At 61.6% G+C, this 21,490-nt stretch carries 18 protein-coding genes and 1 pseudogene; 7 read left to right on the forward strand and 12 right to left on the reverse strand.

The features are described 5' to 3' along the window. Positions 1-621 precede the first annotated feature (621 nt). Both AC07VH_RS15245 and AC07VH_RS15250 read right to left on the reverse strand, forming a co-directional pair. Positions 622-2,355 carry an MAG1210 family protein gene (locus AC07VH_RS15245; protein WP_494788396.1) on the reverse strand — a complete coding sequence of 578 codons (1,734 nt, stop codon included), beginning with the start codon at positions 2,353-2,355 and terminating at the stop codon, positions 622-624. Beyond that, positions 2,352-3,089, reverse strand: coding sequence for a LemA family protein (locus AC07VH_RS15250; protein ID WP_494788395.1), 738 nt, complete (start codon positions 3,087-3,089; stop codon positions 2,352-2,354). Before AC07VH_RS15250 ends, AC07VH_RS15245 begins: the two co-directional genes overlap by 4 nt. A 486-nt stretch (positions 3,090-3,575) precedes the next feature. Between AC07VH_RS15250 and AC07VH_RS15255 the strand changes: the two are divergent. Beyond that, a pseudogene (locus AC07VH_RS15255) lies at positions 3,576-4,028 on the forward strand (STY0301 family protein). 94 nt (positions 4,029-4,122) lie between these two features. On the opposite strand, the gene AC07VH_RS15260 reads toward AC07VH_RS15255, so the two are convergent. From AC07VH_RS15260 to AC07VH_RS15285, 6 genes are all read right to left on the reverse strand, one after another. Next, positions 4,123-6,540: a TonB-dependent siderophore receptor gene (locus AC07VH_RS15260; RefSeq protein WP_494788394.1), complete on the reverse strand. Its 2,418-nt coding sequence runs from the start codon at positions 6,538-6,540 to the stop codon at positions 4,123-4,125. Positions 6,541-6,653: 113 nt separating this feature from the next. Then, positions 6,654-7,619, reverse strand: coding sequence for a FecR family protein (locus AC07VH_RS15265; RefSeq protein WP_494788393.1), 966 nt, complete (start codon positions 7,617-7,619; stop codon positions 6,654-6,656). 12 nt (positions 7,620-7,631) lie between these two features. Then, positions 7,632-8,132, reverse strand: coding sequence for an RNA polymerase sigma factor (locus tag AC07VH_RS15270; protein WP_494788392.1), 501 nt, complete (start codon positions 8,130-8,132; stop codon positions 7,632-7,634). A 339-nt stretch (positions 8,133-8,471) separates the two neighbouring features. Next, complete coding sequence (locus tag AC07VH_RS15275; protein WP_494788391.1) at positions 8,472-10,052, reverse strand: isocitrate lyase; 1,581 nt, start codon at positions 10,050-10,052, stop codon at positions 8,472-8,474. A 401-nt stretch (positions 10,053-10,453) separates the two neighbouring features. Then, positions 10,454-11,047: a cysteine hydrolase family protein gene (locus AC07VH_RS15280; RefSeq protein WP_494788390.1), complete on the reverse strand. Its 594-nt coding sequence runs from the start codon at positions 11,045-11,047 to the stop codon at positions 10,454-10,456. Between the two features lie 83 nt (positions 11,048-11,130). Next, positions 11,131-12,435, reverse strand: a complete 1,305-nt coding sequence (locus AC07VH_RS15285; protein ID WP_489628671.1) for an MFS transporter — start codon at positions 12,433-12,435, stop codon at positions 11,131-11,133. A 152-nt stretch (positions 12,436-12,587) separates the two neighbouring features. On the opposite strand from AC07VH_RS15285, the gene AC07VH_RS15290 reads away from it, so the two are divergent. Beyond that, positions 12,588-13,304: an SDR family oxidoreductase gene (locus AC07VH_RS15290; RefSeq protein WP_475417419.1), complete on the forward strand. Its 717-nt coding sequence runs from the start codon at positions 12,588-12,590 to the stop codon at positions 13,302-13,304. A 3-nt stretch (positions 13,305-13,307) separates the two neighbouring features. Here the strand turns inward: AC07VH_RS15290 and AC07VH_RS15295 are convergent, their stop codons facing one another. From AC07VH_RS15295 to AC07VH_RS15310, 4 genes are read right to left on the reverse strand one after another with little or no spacing between them, the layout of a single operon-like run. Further along, positions 13,308-13,826 (reverse strand): hypothetical protein, encoded by a 519-nt coding sequence (locus AC07VH_RS15295; RefSeq protein ID WP_475417418.1) that lies wholly within the window; start codon positions 13,824-13,826, stop codon positions 13,308-13,310. A gap of 51 nt (positions 13,827-13,877) precedes the next feature. Further along, complete coding sequence (locus AC07VH_RS15300) at positions 13,878-14,609, reverse strand: Lcl C-terminal domain-containing protein (RefSeq protein WP_494788389.1); 732 nt, start codon at positions 14,607-14,609, stop codon at positions 13,878-13,880. Further along, a complete protein-coding gene (locus AC07VH_RS15305) occupies positions 14,593-15,114 on the reverse strand; it encodes a DUF1993 domain-containing protein (protein ID WP_494788388.1) in 522 nt (173 codons plus the stop codon). The genes AC07VH_RS15300 and AC07VH_RS15305 overlap by 17 nt, the downstream gene beginning before the upstream one ends. 51 nt (positions 15,115-15,165) lie before the next feature. Further along, complete coding sequence (locus AC07VH_RS15310; protein ID WP_494788387.1) at positions 15,166-15,660, reverse strand: hypothetical protein; 495 nt, start codon at positions 15,658-15,660, stop codon at positions 15,166-15,168. Positions 15,661-15,789: 129 nt separating this feature from the next. Between AC07VH_RS15310 and AC07VH_RS15315 the strand changes: the two genes are divergently transcribed. From AC07VH_RS15315 to AC07VH_RS15335, 5 genes are all read left to right on the forward strand, one after another. Next, on the forward strand, positions 15,790-16,221 hold the full coding sequence (locus AC07VH_RS15315; RefSeq protein WP_494788386.1) for a hypothetical protein: 432 nt from the start codon (positions 15,790-15,792) through the stop codon (positions 16,219-16,221). A 93-nt stretch (positions 16,222-16,314) separates the two neighbouring features. Next, positions 16,315-17,271, forward strand: a complete 957-nt coding sequence (locus tag AC07VH_RS15320; protein ID WP_494788385.1) for a bifunctional helix-turn-helix transcriptional regulator/GNAT family N-acetyltransferase — start codon at positions 16,315-16,317, stop codon at positions 17,269-17,271. 107 nt (positions 17,272-17,378) lie between these two features. Further along, on the forward strand, positions 17,379-18,017 hold the full coding sequence (locus AC07VH_RS15325) for a TetR/AcrR family transcriptional regulator (RefSeq protein WP_035825265.1): 639 nt from the start codon (positions 17,379-17,381) through the stop codon (positions 18,015-18,017). 116 nt (positions 18,018-18,133) lie between these two features. Continuing rightward, a complete protein-coding gene (locus AC07VH_RS15330) occupies positions 18,134-18,943 on the forward strand; it encodes an alpha/beta fold hydrolase (protein WP_489628663.1) in 810 nt (269 codons plus the stop codon). Positions 18,944-19,250: 307 nt separating this feature from the next. Next, complete coding sequence (locus AC07VH_RS15335) at positions 19,251-21,455, forward strand: TonB-dependent receptor (protein WP_494788384.1); 2,205 nt, start codon at positions 19,251-19,253, stop codon at positions 21,453-21,455. Positions 21,456-21,490: the final 35 nt, after the last annotated feature.

The following is a 21,490-nucleotide window of genomic DNA, read 5'->3' on the forward strand; positions in this document are numbered from 1 at the left end:
AACGGAACCGAGCTCAGGAACCAATTAGTTCTGTTGGTATGTGTGTTGGCACTTTTCACCTATTTTGTACCAACATTTTATAGGTGATTCGATTCCGGCAAGGTGGCTGAAGTTGTCGAGATTGGTGTGGGATCGATATCGCGGATCACTATTTGTTGTATTAATACCACTTTTAAGGCCGCGTTTGCGATCCCAACGTGCAAATACATAGCATTTATAAGGGTCTAAGACCGATTCGAATCCCCCCTCTCCCATAGACACAAAAGCAAAAGGCGACCTTCGTGTGGTCTTTTTTTTGTGTCCGGCGGAGAGGAGCACCTCGTTCCGCAGGCGCGAGCAGTGTCCTGCGAATTCCCTGCCTCACCCTGCGCGGTGCATTCGAAGGGTCGAGCCTACCGGCCCGGCTCTTCCCGAATTGACCAACTGCTGCCGCTGCGCAGCAGCCCCGCGCGTCTGCGGCGCGCATTCGTGGTTCTAATCAGCTTTGCAAAGGAGCATGCTTCTACGATGCCTAGCGCATCAGTTCGTGTCCAACTGGCGGACCCGCACGCCGCCGACACGCCGCTTTCTGATTTCATACTAAAGCGCCCAACTTCCGCCACGGCAATCCGCAAAGTCTCCCTAACCAGCCAATACCGCCGAAACAATCGACCGGCGCAGCACCGTCCTTCCGGCATCGATGCCACGCTGTGAAAACGCCGGCGGCAACGCGACATCATCCGTAGCAGTGTTGTCTGGCGCAGCCGTTTCCTTTACCAGCATGTTGGCGCTATTCTCGACCTCGAAGTACTCGTCCCAATGCACTGGAACTTGATGGGAGCGGCCATCTCCACCTCTCACGGAGACGTAGTGGGTTCGCGCGACGCTGCGGAAGCCGCTGGCCGTTACCTGCACTTTCTGCGATCCGTCGGCCTCCTGTTGCATGGAGGTCTTCAGGATACTTCGCGTGACGCACTCGGGATGCTTGAACATCGCCTCGCCGTGGTAATTGGCAATCGCTTCATGCTCCCAGAAACAGGGTTTGTGCGAATACGTGTCTTGATAGATGTCCGAGTGCGGGCGATGCTGTTGGTACAAGGGGATGGCAAGCAGCGGGGCGATCCCAAAGTAGAACGACTTGAAGAAATCGTTGTGATAGGCGTTGAAAAACAGGCGCGCCTGGGCAAGTTCGTAGGCAAAGAATTTCTCCGGGGCGCCGCTGATATCGGTCGCGCGCATATGTCCCGACTCCAGCACGTTGATCATGCGGGTTTTTTCGAATACGAACGTGTCGCCAAAACCTGTCTGACTATCCTTGAGCAGCTTGAGCATTTCCTGTTGCGCCAACGGCGTGAACAACAGCCGGAACTGTACTTCATGGTTGCGGTCCGTGGCATCGAACAAGGCGTCGAATTCGCGGTTGGCCATCACCGTAAAAGTATTCCCCTCGTCGACATCGCGCGACTTTTCTTCCAGCTTCTTGATGGCGCGATTCTTCCGCCATTTGTCGAAGAAGCCGTCCTCCAGACTGGAGAGTTTTGACGGGTGGCGGCTGAACACGAGATCCGGCGCCGCTTCGTTGCCGTAGACGATAAATGTCTGGTTCTCGTACTCGGGCATCGGACGTTCGATCGAGGCCCGCAGAGTTTCGTGGCGGGTTCTGGTTTCCGTTTTGCCTTGTGAATTGCGGTACTGTTCCGTCCAGCTGATAGCCAGCGAGCCATGGTATGTCTTGCTGCCCATCGAGTGTGACAAGGTGCGCGCAAGAATGAACGGGTTGCCGTTCAGTACGCCGCTGTGCGAGAACACGATCGAGTTGTCGTCACCAAGATTGCCATACCAGCCAAAGCTGGTGCGCAGCTCTTCCATGCGGCCGTTGCTGAAATACGGGTCGAATGCGATGCGAGGCACTGTTTGTTGCATCAGCTTCGTCACGATATCCCAGTCGTACAGGCGGTTCAGCGGCACCATCTGGCCCCAGGCCACGGCACGCTTCTCGTCGCAGGCTTCCTGCAGCCGCTTTAATTGCGCGTCGGAATCGTTGATGATGCGGTTGAGCGTATGAATCGCGACGGCAAGCGCAATCGCTGGAACCGTGAGCCATGGCCATGCGTAATGGGTGTAGAGATAGAGTGCCGCCAGTAGCGCGGCGACGATGCTGGCGCCGCGCAGGATACGCCACCATTTGTTGCTGGAACCGGCGCCCGCGGCCTGCTTTTCGAGCACGCGTAGTTCCTGCACCGTCGCGATGTTGGCGTTCTCGTCCACGCCGGAACGGCGCACGAGGTCTTCGAAAAAGTCCGACGTATTGCTGGCGTGAGCATTTCTGAAATGGGAAGAATACTGCTCCAATGGTTCATGGACGTCGTTGATCAAAAGAAGACGCTCCGGGCGGCAGCCTTGGTTTCGGCGGAGGCAGTGAAAGGAATGCGCGTGGTATAACCTTGCCGCGCCGCAACGATTTGCTTGGTCGGCCAGGCAAAGACGTCCTGGTTCCACATGCCGACGGTATCGTTATACAGCGTGCGCGCGGCGGTCACTTCCTTTTGCAGATAACTGTTCTGGCGCATGGCATCGGCAATGACGGCATGTGCCTTCAGATCCGGGTAGGCTTCGAACGCCAGGTTAATGCGGGAAAAAATCCCGTCGATTTTCTGGGATGCCTGATTGCGTTCGGCGTCGGCGTTGTGTCCGCTCCGGTAAGCCGCTACCGATTTCATCACGTCCTTGTCGAGGTCGATCGCTTTTGCGACCAGGCCAACCACGTTGTTCAGGACGACGACGCGCTGTTCCAGATAATTGTCGATCTGTGACGCATCGGCCTGGATTTTCTGCTGCAGCTTGCGCAGATACGCCAGGGCGGAGATCTTCATGAACAGGAAGACCAGGCCTGGCAGTGCCCCCAGCACCAGGAGTCCCAAGCTGTACGTTTGCGGCAACGTACCGGTCAGCAGCGCCAAGCCGCCGATCAACGGAAGGACCGCCCACAGGGCGATTTCAAATATGAGCGACCCGGTGCCGACTTGGACGGAGATTTGCTTGCTGATGACGTTGATGTCGCGCCCTTGCTCATTTATCGGGCCAGTTACTTCGTCCAAATCATTTGCCATGCTTGAAAATCCTTTGTATTGAGTGTTTCTGATTGAGCGACTCTCGCTCGGTTGCAAAATATTTCGCTGTAGCTTTTGAAGTGCGGGAGCAAAATGTCGGTGGATTGTGTAAGTTTCCCAAAATTAATTTTTTTGCCATCATATCTTGAAGGAGGAGAGCCAATCAAGGGCGGTCAAGCCGATATTTCATGTTAAATTTCGGGAAAAAACTTGGACACTTTCCGATGCGGCGAGTTTTCAGTCAAGCGCTTGCATCAGTCCGGCGGCAGGGAGGCGGAACACGGGATAACGGACGCCAGCTTCCAGCCGGCCACAGCCTTCCAATAAATTTCTTCCGAGCCTGTAACCGATCCCCGCCCGCCACCGAATCTTCGGCTGTGCCAGACCAGACTTTGCGGAGAAATAAATGATCAAGAATTTATTAAGGCTCTGCCATCGTCAAATAGAGGAAATGCAGGAAGTGGCTGCAATACAGTGACGGTGTGCATGGTGATACTTCTGCCATTCCGAGGGCCAGGGTCAGGTCCGCCATTCGCCTGCTGCATCTTGCCTGTGTTTGCGCAGGCTGCGATGCCCGCCGCTGATGCCTGCCCGGAGAGCGTGCCGGCGACTTCAATCAAACTGGATGCCGTGCCAGCTGGCTGGACGTCGTATATCGGCAGCCCGCTCTACCTGAGTGCCGCGGCGCCGATCGATGGCGCGCCGCAGCGCAGGGGGCAGCTGGTGCCCAGCGGGAAGCGCAGGAAGAAAGGGGAGACGACGCTCAGCTATCGCCTGGAAGGTCGCTATCCAGACGGCAAGTGGTAGCAATGCAGTTACGGCGTGCATGGTGAGGTAACGCTGTCGAGGAGAATGGACGACAGTGTCAGCCTTTGCGAATTTACCTACAGGAAAGGCAGCAAGGTCGGGCAGAATGAGATCGATATCGATTGCCGGTAAGTGAGTTGGTATCAGCGGTATCGCTGGGGGGATCGCAGGCCGCAAAGCCCGATGCGCCTGAGCGAGCCGTTCATCAAGCGGCTCGCTCCAGCGATCAGAACCGGTATTTGAGCGTTGCCGTCACCGCACGCTCGGCGCCCAGGTAACATTCGCCGTGGTAGCAGATGGTGTAGTAACGCTTGTTGAGCATGTTGCTGGCGTTGAGCCTGAGCTGCCAGCGTACCGTCTCGTATTTCAGCATGCCGGTGAAGAGCGTATAGCCGCCTGCCAGCGACGTGTTTGCCTCGTCGTTCTGGCGCGGGCCGACGTAGTTGACGCCGCCGCCGATGCCGAAGCCCTTGGCCAGCGTCTGGTCCAGCCAGAGCGAGGCCATCTGCTGCGGTTCCGTGGCGGGTACCTTGCCGGCCTCGGTGCGGTCGGCGCTTTCCAGCACCCTCAGGTTCATCTTGGTCAGCGACGCCGTCAGGTTCAGGTCGCGGGTCAGCTCGGCCTTGGTTTCCAGCTCGATGCCGCGCGAGCGTTGCTTGCCGATCTGGCGGGTATCGCCGCTGATGTTGTCATAGGTGACGACGTTGGTCTTGCGCAAGTCGAACAGGGCGGCGCCAAAGAAGATGCGCGAATTGTCAGGCTGGTATTTCACACCGGTCTCCAGCTGTTTGCCGCGGCTGGGTTTCAACGGATCGTTGTTGTAGTCGACGCCGTTGTTGGAAAGGAAGGATTGCGTGTAGCCAGCGTAGCTTGCCCAACCATTTCCGAACAGATAGTTCAGCCCGGCGCGGCCGCTGAAGACGCTGTCGCTCTGGACGGTGTGGCTGGCGTCGAGCCGGTCGTCGGTGACGCTGCGTGCGTAATCCTGGCGGCCGCCCAGAGTCACTATCCAGCGGTCGAACAGCTTGATCTGGTCTTGCCCATACAAGCCGGTCTGTTCAGCCGTCTGGGTGTAGTTCGCCCATGGCTTCGTCGGCATGGCGATGGGCTGGTTGTAGACCGGGTTGAGCAAGTCAAGATCCAGTGTTGGGCCGATGAAGCGGTTGGCGACACCCCTGGAGCGATTCCAGTCGATGCCAAACAGCAGGGTTTGCTTGATGTCGCCGCCGTGCAGCTTACCCAGCAATTGCGTATCGAGCCCCGTGTGGTGGTGCTGGTCGTCCCAGGTGCGCGCGATGCGCGTATAGGTGCGCTCGTCGGCTTGCAGCTCGTCCACCCAGATAACGCGGCGCTTCACGCGGTTATCCGTGTAGCGGAAGTGTTGACGCAGGCTCCAGTCGTCGCTGAACGCGTGTTCGAAGCGGTAGCCGATGGAATTCTGGTCCTGCCTGATGCGGCTGAACGCGGGGTCGCCCATCTTCACCCGCGTCAGGCTTTTGTCCGCGGCGATCGCGTAGTAGGGATCTTCGCCGGATGCATTGCGCAGGAACTCCGCCTGTAGCGTCAACGAGGTCGTCGCGTTGGGCGCCCAGCGCAGCGAGGGTGCCAGGGCGAAGCGCTTGCGGTTGATGCGCTGGCCGGTCGGATAACGGTCCTGGTCATCGCTGCCTAGTGCCATGCCCGTCAGGCGATAGCTGAAGTCACTGTTTGGGGCTAACGTGTCGCCCAGGTCGATGCCGATCTGCTTGCGATTGAAGCTGCCGTACTGCAGCTCCACCTCGCGTGCCGGCTCGCCGCCTGGCTGCTTGCTGATACGGTTGATGATGCCGCCCGCATCGGCCTGGCCAAACATCACCGAGGCCGGTCCGCGCAGCACTTCCACGCGCTCGAGCAGGTAGGGTTCGGTCATACGGTAGACGATGCCGAAGGGCGTTTGCGACAGGCCATCGCGGAAGTTGCCGCTGTTGCCGCTGAAGCCGCGCAGGGAGATATATTCCCAGCCGCGATTGTCCGGACCATAGGTATTGACGGAAATGCCGGGCGTCTGGGCAACGATGGCCATCACGTCCTGCGCGCCGCGCGCCTCGATTTCCGTGCGTCCGATTACCGAGACCGATTGCGGGATTTCGCGCATGGGCGTGCCGGTCTTGGTGGCCGTGTCGGCGCGGCGGGCAATATAGCCGAAGACGGGCTCGTTGGCCGTTTCCTGTTCGGCCTGGACGGTGATGCCGGGCAGCATCTGCGCTATGGCCTGGCTGGCGGGCACGATTACCATGGCCGAGCCATTCCCGGCCGCCGCCAGGCCGCTGCCCGCCAGGGCTGTCTCGAGCGCCTGTTGCAGCGTCATCTTGCCTTGGATGGCGGGCGCATTCTTCCCTTCTGCCAGCGCGGCGTTCATGGAGATCGCCGTGCCCGCTTGCTGTGCCAGCGCATTGATGGCCTGGCCCAATGGCAGGGGCGGGATGGCGAATTGCCTTTCCACCGCCACCGCGGCAGCGGACGAGGCGCCTTGGGCATGGGCGAACGAAGGATTGCCGAAGATGGCGCATGCCGCCAGCAGCGTTGCCGATAGGGCAGACTGGCGCTGTGCCGTGGTGCCGGCGCGATGCTTGATGGGGGTTCCGCGGATGTGCTGCACAGGCATGGTATGTCCTTGAGGTAAGTTGTTTTGCTGAAGACGCAGAACTCGCTGAATACCGGACAATTATTTTTCAATGCGCCCCAGACCGTTTACAGCGCGGGGCTCGGCCTTACTATTTACCTGGGCAGGATGATGGCTTGCCCATCCTCGTACCGTCCCAGCCTGACCGGCAGGATCGTTGGCAGCACCCGCAGGAAAACGTCGAGCTCGGCGAGACGGAAGCTGCCCGTCAGCCGGAGGCCGGCAAGAGACTTGTCCGTGCCCAGCATCAACGGTCGCGCAAGGTAGTCGTTCCAGCGCAGGATCGCTTCGCCGAGCGGCGTGCGGTTAAATACCATCCAGCCATCTTTCCAGGCGCCAACGCTGGCGGCCGCCACGGCGTGCACTGCGCCAGCGCCATCGGCGCCCATGCGAACCGCCTGCCCCGCGCGCAGGCTGACGCTTGGCGCCCGCGCGGGCAAGTGGCTGTCCTGGCCGCTCCACACGGCCACATGGCCTTCCGCGACTTCGACGAACATGGCGCTGTCGCGCACGGCCACCGTGAAAGTGGTGCCCAGCACCGCCACCTTGCCCCAGCGGGTGTGCACGCTGAACGGCCGCGCGGCATCGCGGCTGACTTGCAGGTGGATTTCACCGGTCTTCAGCGTCACTTCGCGGCGGTCGCGGTAATACGCGACAGCGGCACTGGTGCGTGCGGCCAGATGCAGTTCGCTGCCGTCCCCCATGCGCTGGACCAGCAGCTGCGAGCGGCCAGTGTTCAGTGTGGCCAGCTCCACCGGCTGCAGCCAGTGCCAGCGTCCCACCGCTCCGCTCAGGGAGGCCATGCCCAGCAGGCCCAGCGCCACGACTATCTTGCGGCGTGCAATGCCGGCAGGCAGAGGGCGCGCAATGCGATCCTGCAGCCCGTCGGGACTGGAAGCATGCCAAGCGTCAAGGGCCAGGCGATAGATGGCATCGTTGTCGCTGCTGTGCTCACGCCAGTTGCTCAGTTCCTGCTCGGCAGCCAGCTCCGCAGCCGCACCGCCGCCGTGGCGGCGGGCGATCAGCAGCAGGGCGTGCTCGAAGGACTGGCGCGGAGACATGGCGGGTCAGAATCAATGCCTGGCGTCAGCGAACAGGCGGCTTAAATCGATGCAATCGATGACGCCACGCACGATGTGCTTTTCGATGGCGGCTTCCGTGCACGCCATCTGCCGTGCCGCTTCCGCATGCGTCAGGCCATACAGGCGCACCAGGATGAAAGCCTCGCGGCGCTTGCGCGGCATCGCTTCCAGGCGGGCCAGCAGGCGCTCCAGCTGCTGGCGCGCGCATGCTTCGCGTTCCAGCGAAGGAGCGGCATCGGCGGCGACCAGGGCCAGGGTTTCCAGCATGCGCGACTCGGCCAGCTTGCGCCGGGCGCCGTCGGTGACGATGTTCTTGCCGATGCGATACAGCAGGGCGCGTGGGTTATGCGGCGCGGCGCGCGCTTCCATGGCGATCAGCCGCGCATAGCACTCCTGGACGATGTCGGTTGCCGTGTGACGGTCAGACACGGAGCGGGTGAAGAATCCAAGCAATTCGTTGTAATAATGCAGGGTCACGCGCGCTGCTCCCATGGCGGCTGCCATGCCCGGCGATGCCGTCCCTCGCGGCGCACACGAGCGGCTCGATGGCGTATGCGCGGTGAGACGCTGGGCAGGATGTTGATTATAAATAAGAATCATTCTTATTTAATTATACTGGACTTGATTACTTTTGGTAATGAACTTGAGCATGGCCAAGCATGCCGTTCGGCCAGGACTGAACGGCAAAGTGCAGATCAAGTGTTGATTGCGGACGCGAGTACCGTCAGTTGCGTGTCGGACATGGTAATGCCGCAGCGATGGGGGCTGTTTCGCAGACGCAAAAAAGCCCGCCGAAGCGGGCTTTTGTCACGCTACCGTCAAGCCAAAAGCTCAGAACTGGTTCATGGTGTTGTCTTTACCGGCAGCTTTGAGCGCCGCTTCGCCGCTGAAGTAATCCTTGTGATCGTCGCCGATGTCCGAGCCGGACATGTTTTGATGTTTCACGCAGGCGATGCCCTGGCGGATTTCCTTGCGCTGCACGCCGGCCACGTAGCCCAGCATGCCCTGGTCGCCGAAGTATTCCTTGGCCAGGTTGTCGGTCGACAAGGCTGCCGTGTGGTAGGTCGGCAGGGTGATCAGGTGGTGGAAGATGCCGGCTTCGCGGGCCGAGTCGGCCTGGAAGGTGCGGATCTTTTCGTCGGCGGCGATCGCCAGTTCCGTCTGGTCGTATTCCACGCTCATCAGCTGGGCGCGTTCGTAGGCGGACACATCTTTGCCTGCCGCTTTCATCGCGTCGTAGACCTGCTGGCGGAAGTTCAGGGTCCAGTTGAACGACGGGCTGTTGTTGTACACCAGCTTGGCGTTCGGGATGACCTTGCGGATTTCGCTGACCATGCCGCCGATTTGCGCGATATGCGGTTTTTCCGTTTCGATCCACAGCAGGTCGGCGCCGTTTTGCAGCGAGGTGATGCAATCCAAGACGCAACGCTCTTCGCCGGAACCGGCGCGGAACTGGAACAGGTTGCTTGGCAGGCGTTTTGGACGCAGCAGCTTGCCTTCGCGCTTGATGATGACGTCGCCATTGCCCAGCGCGTCGGCCGACACTTCTTCGCAATCGAGGAAGGAGTTGTATTGGTCGCCCAGATCGCCTGGCTCATTCGTCACGGCGATCTGCTTGGTCAGGCCGGCGCCCAGGGAGTCCGTGCGGGCGACGATGATGCCGTCGTCCACGCCCAGTTCCAGGAAGGCGTAGCGGATGGCGCGGATCTTGGCCAGGAAATCTTCGTGCGGCACCGTGACCTTACCGTCCTGGTGACCGCATTGTTTCTCGTCGGATACCTGGTTTTCGATCTGGATGCAGCAGGCGCCCGCTTCGATGAACTGTTTCGCCAGCAGGTATGTTGCTTCGGCATTGCCGAAACCGGCGTCGATGTCGGCGATGATGGGCACGACGTGGGTGACGTGGCCGTCGATCTTGGCCTGGATGGCTTGTTTGTCAGCACCTTGGGCCGCGTCCAGCTGGCGGAACAGGCCGCCCAGTTCACGGGCATCGGCCTGGCGCAGGAAGGTGTAGAGTTCCTTGATCAGGGCCGAGACGGCGGTCTTTTCATGCATGGACTGATCCGGCAGCGGGCCGAACTCGGAGCGCAGGGCGGCCACCATCCAGCCGGACAGGTAGAGGTAGCGGCGGTCGGTGCTGTTGAAGTGTTTCTTGATCGAGATCATCTTCTGTTGACCGATGAAACCGTGCCAGCAGCCGAGCGACTGGGTGTATTTCGATGGGTCTGCATCGTAGGCAGCCATGTCGTTGCGCATGATCTTCGCCGTGTACTTGGCGATGTCCAAGCCGGTCTTGAACTTGTTCTGGGCGCGCATGCGGGCGGCGGACTCGGGATTGATGGCGTTCCAGGCGCTGCCTTGTTGGTCTTTCAAACCAGCAACAGCCTTGATGTCGTCTTGATATTGGGACATGTGAATCTCCTAAAAAGAAAAGCTATGTTTGAGAAAATCGCCGAGTGCGCCACAACGTCTTGTCGAAGCAAACTGCATGACTAAATAGTAGGCCGATTCGCGCCGATCTTCAAGTCTTATATAAGACATATAACTTAAATTAAGTCTTTGTTTTTCAATGGCTTAATTATTGTTTTTCATGATATGAAATGAATTTTCAAAAAGTGAGAGGATTTATTGATGAGTCTGCTGTTCGGAATTCCGCGATGTGAAACGTCTTTTCAGAATTTGGTGCAGCGCGACAAAATCGGGGCGAAAAAAAGCCACCCGAAGGTGGCTGTGGCTTGTTTATGCCTGTTTGCAATGTGGAAAGGGCACTGCGCCATTGCTTTTCAGTGCAAGTGTCGCGTGCCAGCTACAGCTTAGCGGACAAGCTGCCGTCCTGGCGCAGGAGCAGGGCTGGGCAGCCCTTCAATCACCTGCGCCGTCGTCACCACTTGCGCATACTCGCCGTGCAAATTGGCCAGCGCCATCGCATGCACCTCGTCCGCCGTTCTTGGCGTGCCCGCATAATCGATTTGAGCAAACGCAAAACACGCATCGGCGACCACCTGCGTGGCAAAGCCCAGATTACCCGCCGTGCGCGCGCTCGATTCCACGGAATTGTTGGTGCTGACGCCCACGATGACCAGCTTGCTGATGCTGCGCACGCGCAGCCAGCGTTCCAGTCCCGAGTGGATGAAGGCATCTGGCACATTTTTCTCCACGACATGCTCTTCCGGTAACGGCGCCAGCGCTGCCTGGAATTCCACGCCGGACTGGCCGGGCCAGAAGGGCGAGCCTGGCGTTCTGGAAATGTGGCGCACATGCACGACGGTGGTGTCCGCTGCGCGCCAGGCTTGCAGCAGGGTGGCGATTTGGCGTTCCGCGGCGGGATTGTTGCGGCTTCCGGCGGCAGGGCTGGCCATGCCTTGTTGCATGTCGATAATAATCAGGGCGGGAGTGTGGAGATGCATGCTGGCAGCCTGGAAATGATGGCAGGCGCACCTGGCGCCTGCCTGGGGAAATAGTGTTGCGGTGATTGCCGCAGGGCGCGAATCTAGCGTCCCACCGTCTGCCGCTGGTCCTTGATGAACAGCGCCGTCAGCATGCCGATCACGCACACGCCGATCACATAATAGGCGGGGCCCAGCACGTTGTTCTTCAGCATCAGGGTCACGACCACGGGCGTCAGGCCGCCGAATATCGCGTACGACAAGTTGTAGGAAAACGACAGTCCCGAGAAGCGCACTTGCGCCGGGAACGCCTGTACCAGCACGTAGGGCACGGCGCCGACGACGCCGACGAACAGGCCCGTCATCGCGTACAGGGGCAGCAGCAGGTCGGGGCGGCTGCCTATCGTCGTGTAGAAGATATACGTGCTGATGGCCAGCAGCACGGAGCCGGTGAAGATCACGCGCTTGCCGCCCAGGCGGTCGGCCAGCATGCCGGCGATGATGCAGCCGAAGGCCAGGCACAGGGTCGCCACGGTATTGGCCACCAGCGTGGTGCGCGGCGCGATGTGGTGGATCTTTTGCAGCAGGGCAGGCGTCATCAGGATGACGACGACGATGCCGGCCGACAGCATCCACGTCAGCAGCATCGACACGACGACGGCGCCGCGGTGGCTGCGCAGCACGGATTTCAAAGGCATTTCCGTGGCCAGCGCCTTGCGCTGCTGCATTTCCGCGAAGACCGGGGTTTCATGCAGCCAGCGGCGCAGATACATGGCGCCAAAGCCGAAGATGCCGCCCAGCAAGAACGGATAGCGCCAGGCGCCTTCGGTGATTTCTGCCGGCGTGTAGACGGTATTCAATCCCGTCGCCACGAGCGAACCGAGCAGGATGCCGACCGTCAGGCCGGCCGTCAGCACGCCGCAGGCAAAGCCCGTGTAGCGGCTCGGCACGTGTTCGGAGACAAACACCCAGGCGCCCGGCACTTCGCCGCCCACGGCCGCGCCCTGGAAGATGCGCATCAAGAGCAGCAGCAGCGGGGCGGCCAGGCCGATGCTGGCGTAGGTCGGCAGCAGGCCGATCAGCAGGGTCGGCACGGCCATCATCAGGATGGAGAGGGTGAACATGCGCTTGCGGCCGAGCAAGTCGCCGAAGTGGGCCATGACGATGCCGCCCAGCGGACGCACGACGTAGCCGGCGGCGAAGATGCCGAAGGTTTGCAGCAAACGCAGCCAGTCCGGCATTTCCGGCGGGAAGAACAACTGGCCGATGGCGTTGGCAAAGAAGACGAAGATGATGAAATCGTAGAACTCCAGCGCGCCGCCGAGGGCGGCCAGCGACAGGGTCTTGTAGTCTTGTTGCGTGAGGGGACGGCTTGCGGCGTTGCTTGCGGCGGTGTTGGAGGTAGGCATGTGTCTCGTTCTTGTGTGTTATCGGAGATTGCCCGATCTAGCATACGCATTTCCGCCGCGTGAGTAAACGCGGCGCGTATGGGGAGCCGCCTCAGCTGTGCTTAATACAACGCCGCTATCATCCGCGTTGACTTCATTGGAAAGGACACAGTATGCATATCATGATCGTGGGCGCCAGCCGGGGCCTGGGACGCGCGCTGGTGGACGGTTTGCTCGCTGACGGCCATGCCGTCATCGGCGTATCGCGCCAGCAACCCGCCGACTTGCCTGCCGGCCAGGACACACGGCTGCAATGGATCGCGGCGGACCTGGCCGCACCCGCCGAGGCCGTCGAACGCATCGCGCGTGAAGCGCCGGCTACGCTGGACGCGGTGATCTACAACCTGGGCATATGGGAAGAAAAGGCCTTCAGCGATGACTACGCGTTTCTCGGCGATGCGGATGACACCATCGTCGACATGGTCAATACCAACATCACGTCGACCATTTTGCTGCTCAAGCGCCTGGTGCCGCGCTTGCTGGCCAGCAGCAAGCCGCAGCTGATCCTCACGGGCTCGACATCCGGCCTGCGCCAGAGCGGCCGTCCGGAAGTGACGTTCAGCGCCTCGAAATTCGCCCTGAACGGCATCGCCGATGCCTTGCGTGAAGGTTTCCGTGCACAGGGGCTCGCCGTGACGGCGCTGCAGCTCGGTTATCTGAATACCTACGACGGCTTGTCCGTTCCGCTGGCGGACGCCGCCGCGCGGGGCGAGGGCGAGCTGATCCCCGTGCATGACGTCGTCGCCGTCGTGCGCATGTTGCTGAACCTGTCGAATGCCTCGTTCGTGCGCGAACTGGTGCTGCCGGCGCTGCGCGACGAGCGTTTTTAGCCGCTAGACGTCTGCGCCATAGACTTCGGACCAGCCGAGACGCTCTTCCAGCCACTCGTCCGCTTCGGACGAGTCCATGTGCAGCAGCAGGGCGCCCAGGCGCAAGCTGCCCTTGGCCAGGGCCAGCACGGCGAACACGGATTCGAGCATGGCGGGGTCCAGCTGGCCCTGCAGGTCGCGCGCGGCGATGGCGGGCAACTGCGTCCAGGCCGCCTGATAGCTGGCGGCCAGCCAGTCCGGCAGCGGCGGATTGTGCGGGCGGTGGCGCTCCAGCTCGATCAGGGCGATGAGCGCATAGAAATCTTCCTCGCGCGAATCGGCGCCGCCCAGCAGGTGGACGAGCTGGGGCACGGCCGCATACGAGGCGACGCCCACGTCGCCCTGGTGGTGCAACTCTTCCCACAGCTCATGCCAGACGTCCTCGCCCGCCTGCATGGCCTTGAGCGCCCCGGCCACGTCATAGGGCATGCGGTAGCCGCCTTCCAGGGTTGGCCAGATGGGATCGTCGAGTGATAGCAGCATGGGTTTCCTTGATGGGACGGCTCGGGTGAGCAAACGCGCACTATACAAGCGCTAAGCAAGCACGCGGCGCACGCAGCGCGCATAGCCGTCAAATTCGCGCGCGTTCTGGTAGGCGACGCCCGTGTCGAAATCCTTGCACCAACTTTCGCTCTCGATGTCGCCGGGCTCGCTCGACCAGTGCCAGTTCGGCCGGAATGCGTCTTTCAAGGTCGCATACAGCAAGGTCTGCTCGCGCCGATCCGGCAGGCTGTGGCCCAGGCTGGCGGCCCAGTTGGATGCGGCTTGCCAGGACTGGTATTCCGGCTCGCACTCGTCCGGCAGCAGCAGCAGGTGGTAATCGGGTGCGCCATCCGTACCGAGGATCAGGCCGGCGTAGCGTTCGCCCTGCCGCAAGGGGACGGGCGCGGCGGCCGAGGGCGGCAGTTCGGCCCGGCGCACGGCGCAGGCGCGGCCAGAATAAGTCTTGCGATAGTTGTACTGGGTGCCGTTGTCGAAATCGTGGCTCCAGGCCATGCGTGGCAGGATGGCGTCCGCTTCCGACGACCAGTACCAGGCATCCGGGACGGCGTGGCCCAGGTTGGCGTGCAGCAGGGCCAGTTCGCTGCGCGTCGGCAAACAGGCGCCGCGCGCCGCGGCCCAATCCAGCGCGGCTTGCCAGGGCAGGGCATCGGCCTCGCCGGGCAGCAGGAACAACTGGTAGCCGGCGGCGCCATCCTCGCCAGGCATGACGCCCGCGTAGCGTTCGCCGGCAACGGCTACCTCGTGGCTATGCCGGGCGTGCATAGGCAAACATATGTTGTACGTACTCGGCCTTGCCAAGCGGCACGCCGTTATGGCGCAGGATGTTGTAGGCCGTCACCAGGTGAAAATAGAATTGCGGCGTGGCCCAGTTGAGCGCGTATTCCAGGCCCGTCATGTCGAACGTCAAGCCGCCAGCCAGGGTGATCGACACTTGCTGCTGGGCACTGTCGTCGATTGCGCTGCGGTCCGCGGCGGCCAGCAAGTCCAGCGTGTGCGCGATCAGCGCCTTGGCTTCCGCCATGCTGGCGGGCGTGGCGAGCCGGGGCAGCGCTTGCCGCGTCAGCCGGCACACGGCTTCCTGCGCCTGCGTACACGTGAATTCCACCTGCCGCGCCAGGGTGTGCATGTCGGGCGCCAGGCGCGCATCGAGCAGGTTCTGCGGATCGAAACCCAGCGCCTGGGCGCGCTCCTCGCCTTTAGTTAACAGCGTCGTCAGGGAGCGCAGCATCTGTGCAAAGCTGGGGATGGTGATGGCGTAGACCGACATTGATATTCCTCAAGTAGTTATATGGACAGGGAGTGGAAAGGCAGGCGGTCCCTACGGATGCCCCAGCACGCCCGGGCAATGCTCGAACCAGCCATCGTCTTCTTCCTCGGCAATAAAGGCCGCGACCAGCGCCTGGGACTCGGGCGGCGCGCCGGCCAGCAGGGCGTTGAAGCAGGCAATAGCCGAGGCGTGGGATGTGCCGGCGCCGTTGGCGATACCGACGAGAAAGTCGCCGGCCCAGTCGGGCAAGGTGGCGATCAGGCGCGGCAATTCGTGCAGCAGGGCCGTGCAATACGCGGTCTCGCCGAAGCGCCAGGCGGCGCGGTTGGCCGTCTGGTAGGCGCCGTAATCGTGCTCGGCCTGCACGGATTGCAAAACGGCCAGCGCGTAGTGCGCGCCTTCATTCCCCGTCAGCGCATCGAGCATGGCGCAGTAGCGCTGGAAGCGCCGCTGGGCTTCATCGGGCGGCGTGGTGCTGTCGCCATCCTGGACGATATTGCCCACAATTAGTAATTCGGCTTTCCAGAGTTCAAAGGCGGTTGGCATGGCTGTGGCTGGCGAGAGTGGCGTCGGCCATGATTATGCCCCGTTCATTGGTCTTTCAGCGTGCTGATTGAACATGCTACAGTCCGCCTTTGCCGCCAGCCTGGCGCTGCACTACCTGGATCAAGATTGATGCCCACCTGGACTTCCCCGCCCCAACTCGTCGCCCTGGCCGCTTTTTATGCGCAAGCGCAAGCCCATCCTGAAACGATCAGCGACGCGGCCTTCCTCGATGCCGTCAAGGCTGCCCACTGGCCCAGCAACTGCTGGAGCTACGTGGAAGCGTCGTTTGCCATCATCGCGCCCGCCTGCCTGCTGCGTCCGCATCTGACCGCCGAGCTGATCGCCTTGCCCATAGGCGCCATGATCGCCGGCGGCCTGGACGATGCGGGGCAAGTCATCGCGATCGGCCGGGCCTGCGCCACGCGCGATGCGCCGTATGTGGAGATGAGCGAGGAGGGCAGGCGCTGGCTGACACAGGTGTGGCCGGGGCTGGGGGAGGTCGTCGATACCGTGTTCCAGGCCAGGCTGCAGGCGGCGCTGGCCGATGACGATGATGAATAAGCGATGAACAAGCGATCAACAAACGCCGACGCTTGACGTCGAAAGCCCGTTTACGTTAGGGTATACGTAACTACTTACATATATTCTGATCACATGTCTTCCAATCTGCAAACCTACGGCTCGCTGATGCTGGCCAGCCGGCTGCGCCGTCTTTCCGATCAACTGTATGCTGGCGTCGATACCAGCTATCTGGCGGCCGGCGTCGAGCTGACGTCGCGTTGTTTTCCCTTGTTATTGCTGCTGCGCGACAACGGCCCCACGTCGATCACGGCCCTGGCCGCGCAGATCGGGCAGACGCATCCGGTGGTGGTGCAGCTGGGGCGCAAGCTGCTCGATGCCGGCGTGGTGGCGGAGCTGCCGGACGCCAAGGATGAGCGCCGCCGCCTGCTGGCGCTGTCCGACGCCGGGCAAGCCTTGCTGCGCAGCATGGCGCCCCTGTGGGATGACGTGCGCGCCGCCGTCGATATGGTGTTCGAGCACGGCACGCCGCAGCTGATGGCCAGCCTGGACCGGGCCGAGGCGCGCTTGCAGGCGCAGGGTTTCGGCGAGACGATCGCCGCCTGCCGGCGCCAGCGCGAGCGGGCCGCCGTGGAGATCATCGATTACGCCGCACCTTACGCGGCCGATTTCAAGCGCCTGAATATCGCCTGGCTGGAGCGCTACTTTTATGTCGAGGCGCTGGACGACAAGGTGCTGTCCGATCCGCAACGCTCGATCCTCGACGCTGGCGGGCAGATTTTCCTGGCGCGCCTCGATGGCCGCATTGTCGGCACCTGCGCCCTGATCCGTGCCGGCGGAGACAACATCGAGCTGTCGAAGATGGCCGTCACGCCCGAGTGCCAGGGCCTGGGCATCGCGCGCCGGCTGATCGAACGGGCCTTCGACGCCTTCGAGGCCAGCGGCGCGCAACTGCTGTTCCTGGAGTCGAACAGTAAGCTGGCGCCCGCCATCCGCCTGTACGAAAGCAGCGGTTTTAGCCACGTGGCGCGGCCCGCCGGCGACGTCCATTACCAGCGCGCCGACGTCTACATGGAGTGGCAGGGCAGGTAGCGCGCGCCAGGGCGCCACGCGGCGCTCCCCATCGGCCGTCTCCCGCGTTACAATACGTGCTCCCATAACGGAACCACGGTTCCACTATCGAGAGACGCCGACGCCGCATGCCTTCCTTTCCGATGCCCTTCCCGCAGATGATCGTTCCCCCGGAGCCCACCCAGGCGCGCAGCAAGCAGGCGTTCGAGCGCCTGTTGCAGGTGGGCGAACAGTTACTGGCGGAAAATCGTTTCGATGAAATCGGCGTGGCCGACCTGGCCAAACTGGCGGAAACCTCGGTGGGCACGTTTTACCGTTTATTGGGCGACAAGGACACCCTGAGCCGCTTGCTGCTGCAGCGCTTTTTTTCCGACATGGTGGAAAAGGTCGAAACCCTGACGGAACTGCGCCAGTGGGAAGGACGCAGCCTGGAAGAGTTCATCCGCGCCATGGTGGCCATGTTCGTGGCCGTGAATGGCGGGCGCAGCGGCGTCCTGCGCGCCTTGATCACGCGCGCGTCGCAGGATGCGCAATTCCGCGACAGGGTGCACCAGATCAACCATCTGATTTCACAGCGCACGGTCGCCGTGCTGGCCAGCAAGTCGTCCAGCATCCGCCACCCGAACCCCACGCAGGCGATGATGGTGGTGCCGCCCGTGCTGCTGGGCATCCTGAACCAGCATACCTTGACGGGTTCGCTGTCCTTTTTGTCGGGCGCGGCGCTGGAAGATGAACTGGTGCGTGTTGCTTTAAATTACCTGACCTGAGATATTTAGCGATTTAACTTGAAATCGGAATTCGGATTCCGTATTATGTTTTCCAACAGCAGGAAAACATATTCCTGCACCTGAACACAAAGCATGTTCAACAGCAAGGAGACAGAATGCGGCGTCACACGACATCCGATGTTCCATTGCATTACCTCGACCTGGGCAGGGAGCAGGGAGATCCTGCGCAGTCAGAGCCTATTTTCCTGCTGCACGGCCTCGGCTCCTGCGCCGAAGACTGGCGCCCGCAAATCGATGCCCTAGCCACCAGCTATCGGTTGATCGTGCCCGACCTGCGCGGCCATGGCGCCAGTCCCGCGCCAAACGGCGACTGGCAGATCGGCGACTTCGCCAACGACCTCTTCAACCTGATGGACCAGCTCGACGTGCCGCGCGCGCACATCGTCGGCTTTTCCCTGGGTGGCATGGTGGGCCTGGAAATGGCCAACCGCGCCCCTGGCCGGGTGGCCAGTTTGTGCCTGATCAATTCGCAACCGTTTCAGGGCAGCAAGCCGGCGTCGCTGCTGTTTGCCTACTGGCTGCGGCGCACGGTGATCGCCACCTTCGGCCTGAAAGCCATGGGCAAGATCATCGGCAAGAAACTGTTTCCCGATCCTGCACAGCAAGCGCTCGTCGAGCGCTTCGCCACGCAGATGGCGGGCATGGACAAGCGCGCCTACCTGGCCGCGCTGGACGCCATTTTCCACTGGGATATCGACATCCATTTCCAGGCCCTGGTCATGCCCGTCTTCATCATGGCGGCCGACCAGGATTACACGCCCGTCGCCAGCAAGCGGGCCTTTGCCGCACAGTTTCAGCAGTGCGAGATCGAGATCATCGCGAACTCGCGCCATGCCACGCCCCTGGACCAGGCGCAGCGTGTGAATACCTTGTTGCAGTCCTTCCTCGCCACACATTCAAAATAAACAGGCCACTCGCCGCACGGGCAGGGGCCGGGAAACAGTCATCGCAGGGCAGGTGCTCGCTAAGTAATCCTCAGGAAATTATTGTGAATTTATCACGAACAGAACCGGATGCTGTGCAAGGCGCCTGCAGCGACGCAGTGCGAGCACTGCTAGCTGCGGGCAACACCGCACAGCGCCGGTTATGGAAGTCAGAAATCACAATAATTTATTGGGGGTTACTTAGATGCGCGCGGGTACCGTGACGTCTTGCGATTCTGCAAACCGGCCGTCTTCCCTGGTGGTAAGCAAGCCTGACATTGGAGACGCTATGAAACTTGCTTTGAAATTAATGCCCGCCGCCCTCGCCGTTGCCAGCGCGTTTGCCACCCAGGCCCAGGCGCAGGAAACTAGCCCTGCCACTGCTGTCAGCGCCCAGGAAGCCAGCGATGCGAAAGAACGCATGGAAACCGTGACGGTCTCTGCCCGCCGCCGCGAAGAACGGCTGCAGGACGTGCCGCTGGCCGTCACGGCGTTTTCCGCCAAGGCCCTGGAACGGGCGAATATCCAGAACCTGGCCGACTTGCAGGAGCGCGTGCCGAACCTGACCGTGTACGCTTCGCGCGGCACGAATACCACCCTGACCGCGTTTATCCGCGGCGTGGGCCAGGCCGACCCCGTCTGGGGCGTGGACCCGGGCGTGGGTATTTATTTTGACGACGTCTACATGGCGCGTCCGCAAGGCGCGCTGCTCGACGTGTTCGACGTGCAGCGCATCGAAGTGCTGCGCGGCCCGCAAGGCACCTTGTACGGCAAGAACACCATCGGCGGCGCCATCAAGTACATTTCGCGCCCCCTGGCAAAGGAAAATGGTGCCTCGGCGGAAGTGGGCCTCGGTAATTACAATCAGCGCAACTTCAAGGCCGCCTTCAATGTGGCCAACGAGAGTGGCACCTGGCGCGCGCGCCTGGCCGCTGCCAAACTGGACCGCGACGGATTCGGCCGCAACACGTTTAACGGCGAACAGGTCAGCGACCAGGACAGCACGGCCGCGCGCCTGTCCGTTGGCTACTTTCCGCAGGACATCCCCCTCACCGTCGTGCTGAGCCTGGACGCCACGGACGACAAATCGGGCGTGCGCGGCTTCCAGCGCATGGGCGTGAGCGCTTTCGATCCGCTCAAGCGGCCCGCCAGCACGGATGCGTATGACATCCAGAGCGGTATGCCGGGCAACAACTTCACGCACAACCGGGGCGGTTCGCTGGTGGCCAATTACACGCTGTCGAATGACTGGTCCGTGAAAGTGATCGGCGCCAAGCGGCGCAGCACGTCCGAGCAAACCATCGACTTCGACGGCTTGCCGCAACCGATTGCCGACGTCTTCGGCGATTCGCGCGACGAACAGAAGAGCCTGGAATTGCAGGCCTCGTACAGCGGCGACTATGGCGCCGGCGTGATCGGCCTGTACCGCTTTGAAGGCACGGCCGGCGGCGGCATCTACAACAACTTCCTGGGGCGCCAGTTCACGGCCGCCGTCAGCACGGTGGAGACGGACAGCACGGCGCTGTACACGGACTGGACCTGGCCGCTGGGCAAGGTGTGGAGCATCAATGCGGGCTTGCGCCATACGCGCGAGGAAAAGCGCGCCATCGTGCTGAACCGCGCTTTTGCCGACGTGGGCTTCACGCGGCCCATCCAGACGGCGGCCGACTTCGACAAGTCCTTGTCGGTGAGCAATACCTCGCCGAAAATCTCCGTGCGCTATGAAGCGTCGAAGACGACGAATTTCTATAGCAACCTGTCGCGCGGCTTCAAGTCCGGCGGCTACAACGTGCGCGCCAACAACCTGGTGGTGCCCGATTCCGCGCGGCCCTACAAGGATGAAAAACTCGACGCGCTGGAAGTGGGCATGAAGTATGCGGCGCCCGACGACACCTTCGACGCCAATGTGGCCCTGTTCTACAACCGCTACAAGGATATTCAATTGTCCGTCTTCACCAGCTATGTGCAGCCGGGCGGCGTGCCGGGCTTCTATGGCGACTTCACGAATGCGGGCAAGGGGACCGTGAAAGGCGCCGAGTTCGAGTTTTCGTGGCGGCCGAACCGCCAGTGGGAAGTCAACGGCTTCCTCGCCTTGCTCGATGCCAACTATGACGAGTTCATGAGCGGAGGCAAGAACATTGCGGATACGCAAAAGTTCAGCAATACGCCAGCCCGGCAAGTGGGCTTGAACGTGACGCGCACGGACCGCGACGTGTTCGGCGGCGCCTTGCGCAGCATGCTCGGCTATGGCTACCGCAGCAAGGTGTATCCGACGACGGACTTGAGCGAAACCCTGGCGCAGGGCGGCTACAGTATCTGGACGGCCGGCGTCGTGTGGGAAGCGCCGAAGAACTGGACCTTCAGTTTGCACGGCAGCAACCTGGGCAACAAGCGCTACCGCACGGATGGCTACAACATACCCGCCGTGTTCATCCTCGACGGTTTCTATGGTCCGCCGCGCCAGATCATCGCCAAGGCTGGCTACAAATTTTAAAGTTCTTCACTGCCGGGGCTGGACCCGCTGGGTCC

The sequence above is a fragment of the Janthinobacterium sp. GW821-FHT03C10 genome (assembly GCF_059420865.1).

What these genes read in the sequence shown, in the direction of transcription:
- AC07VH_RS15250 (WP_494788395.1), bottom strand. Translation starts at nt 3,089, where the DNA reads ATGGCAAATGATTTGGACGAAGTAACTGGCCCGATAAATGAGCAAGGG.
- AC07VH_RS15260 (WP_494788394.1), bottom strand. Translation starts at nt 6,540, where the DNA reads ATGCCTGTGCAGCACATCCGCGGAACCCCCATCAAGCATCGCGCCGGC.
- AC07VH_RS15265 (WP_494788393.1), bottom strand. Translation starts at nt 7,619, where the DNA reads ATGTCTCCGCGCCAGTCCTTCGAGCACGCCCTGCTGCTGATCGCCCGC.
- AC07VH_RS15270 (WP_494788392.1), bottom strand. Translation starts at nt 8,132, where the DNA reads ATGGGAGCAGCGCGCGTGACCCTGCATTATTACAACGAATTGCTTGGA.
- AC07VH_RS15275 (WP_494788391.1), bottom strand. Translation starts at nt 10,052, where the DNA reads ATGTCCCAATATCAAGACGACATCAAGGCTGTTGCTGGTTTGAAAGAC.
- AC07VH_RS15280 (WP_494788390.1), bottom strand. Translation starts at nt 11,047, where the DNA reads ATGCATCTCCACACTCCCGCCCTGATTATTATCGACATGCAACAAGGC.
- AC07VH_RS15285 (WP_489628671.1), bottom strand. Translation starts at nt 12,435, where the DNA reads ATGCCTACCTCCAACACCGCCGCAAGCAACGCCGCAAGCCGTCCCCTC.
- AC07VH_RS15290 (WP_475417419.1), top strand. Translation starts at nt 12,588, where the DNA reads ATGCATATCATGATCGTGGGCGCCAGCCGGGGCCTGGGACGCGCGCTG.
- AC07VH_RS15295 (WP_475417418.1), bottom strand. Translation starts at nt 13,826, where the DNA reads ATGCTGCTATCACTCGACGATCCCATCTGGCCAACCCTGGAAGGCGGC.
- AC07VH_RS15300 (WP_494788389.1), bottom strand. Translation starts at nt 14,609, where the DNA reads ATGCACGCCCGGCATAGCCACGAGGTAGCCGTTGCCGGCGAACGCTAC.
- AC07VH_RS15305 (WP_494788388.1), bottom strand. Translation starts at nt 15,114, where the DNA reads ATGTCGGTCTACGCCATCACCATCCCCAGCTTTGCACAGATGCTGCGC.
- AC07VH_RS15310 (WP_494788387.1), bottom strand. Translation starts at nt 15,660, where the DNA reads ATGCCAACCGCCTTTGAACTCTGGAAAGCCGAATTACTAATTGTGGGC.
- AC07VH_RS15315 (WP_494788386.1), top strand. Translation starts at nt 15,790, where the DNA reads ATGCCCACCTGGACTTCCCCGCCCCAACTCGTCGCCCTGGCCGCTTTT.
- AC07VH_RS15320 (WP_494788385.1), top strand. Translation starts at nt 16,315, where the DNA reads ATGTCTTCCAATCTGCAAACCTACGGCTCGCTGATGCTGGCCAGCCGG.
- AC07VH_RS15325 (WP_035825265.1), top strand. Translation starts at nt 17,379, where the DNA reads ATGCCTTCCTTTCCGATGCCCTTCCCGCAGATGATCGTTCCCCCGGAG.
- AC07VH_RS15330 (WP_489628663.1), top strand. Translation starts at nt 18,134, where the DNA reads ATGCGGCGTCACACGACATCCGATGTTCCATTGCATTACCTCGACCTG.
- AC07VH_RS15335 (WP_494788384.1), top strand. Translation starts at nt 19,251, where the DNA reads ATGAAACTTGCTTTGAAATTAATGCCCGCCGCCCTCGCCGTTGCCAGC.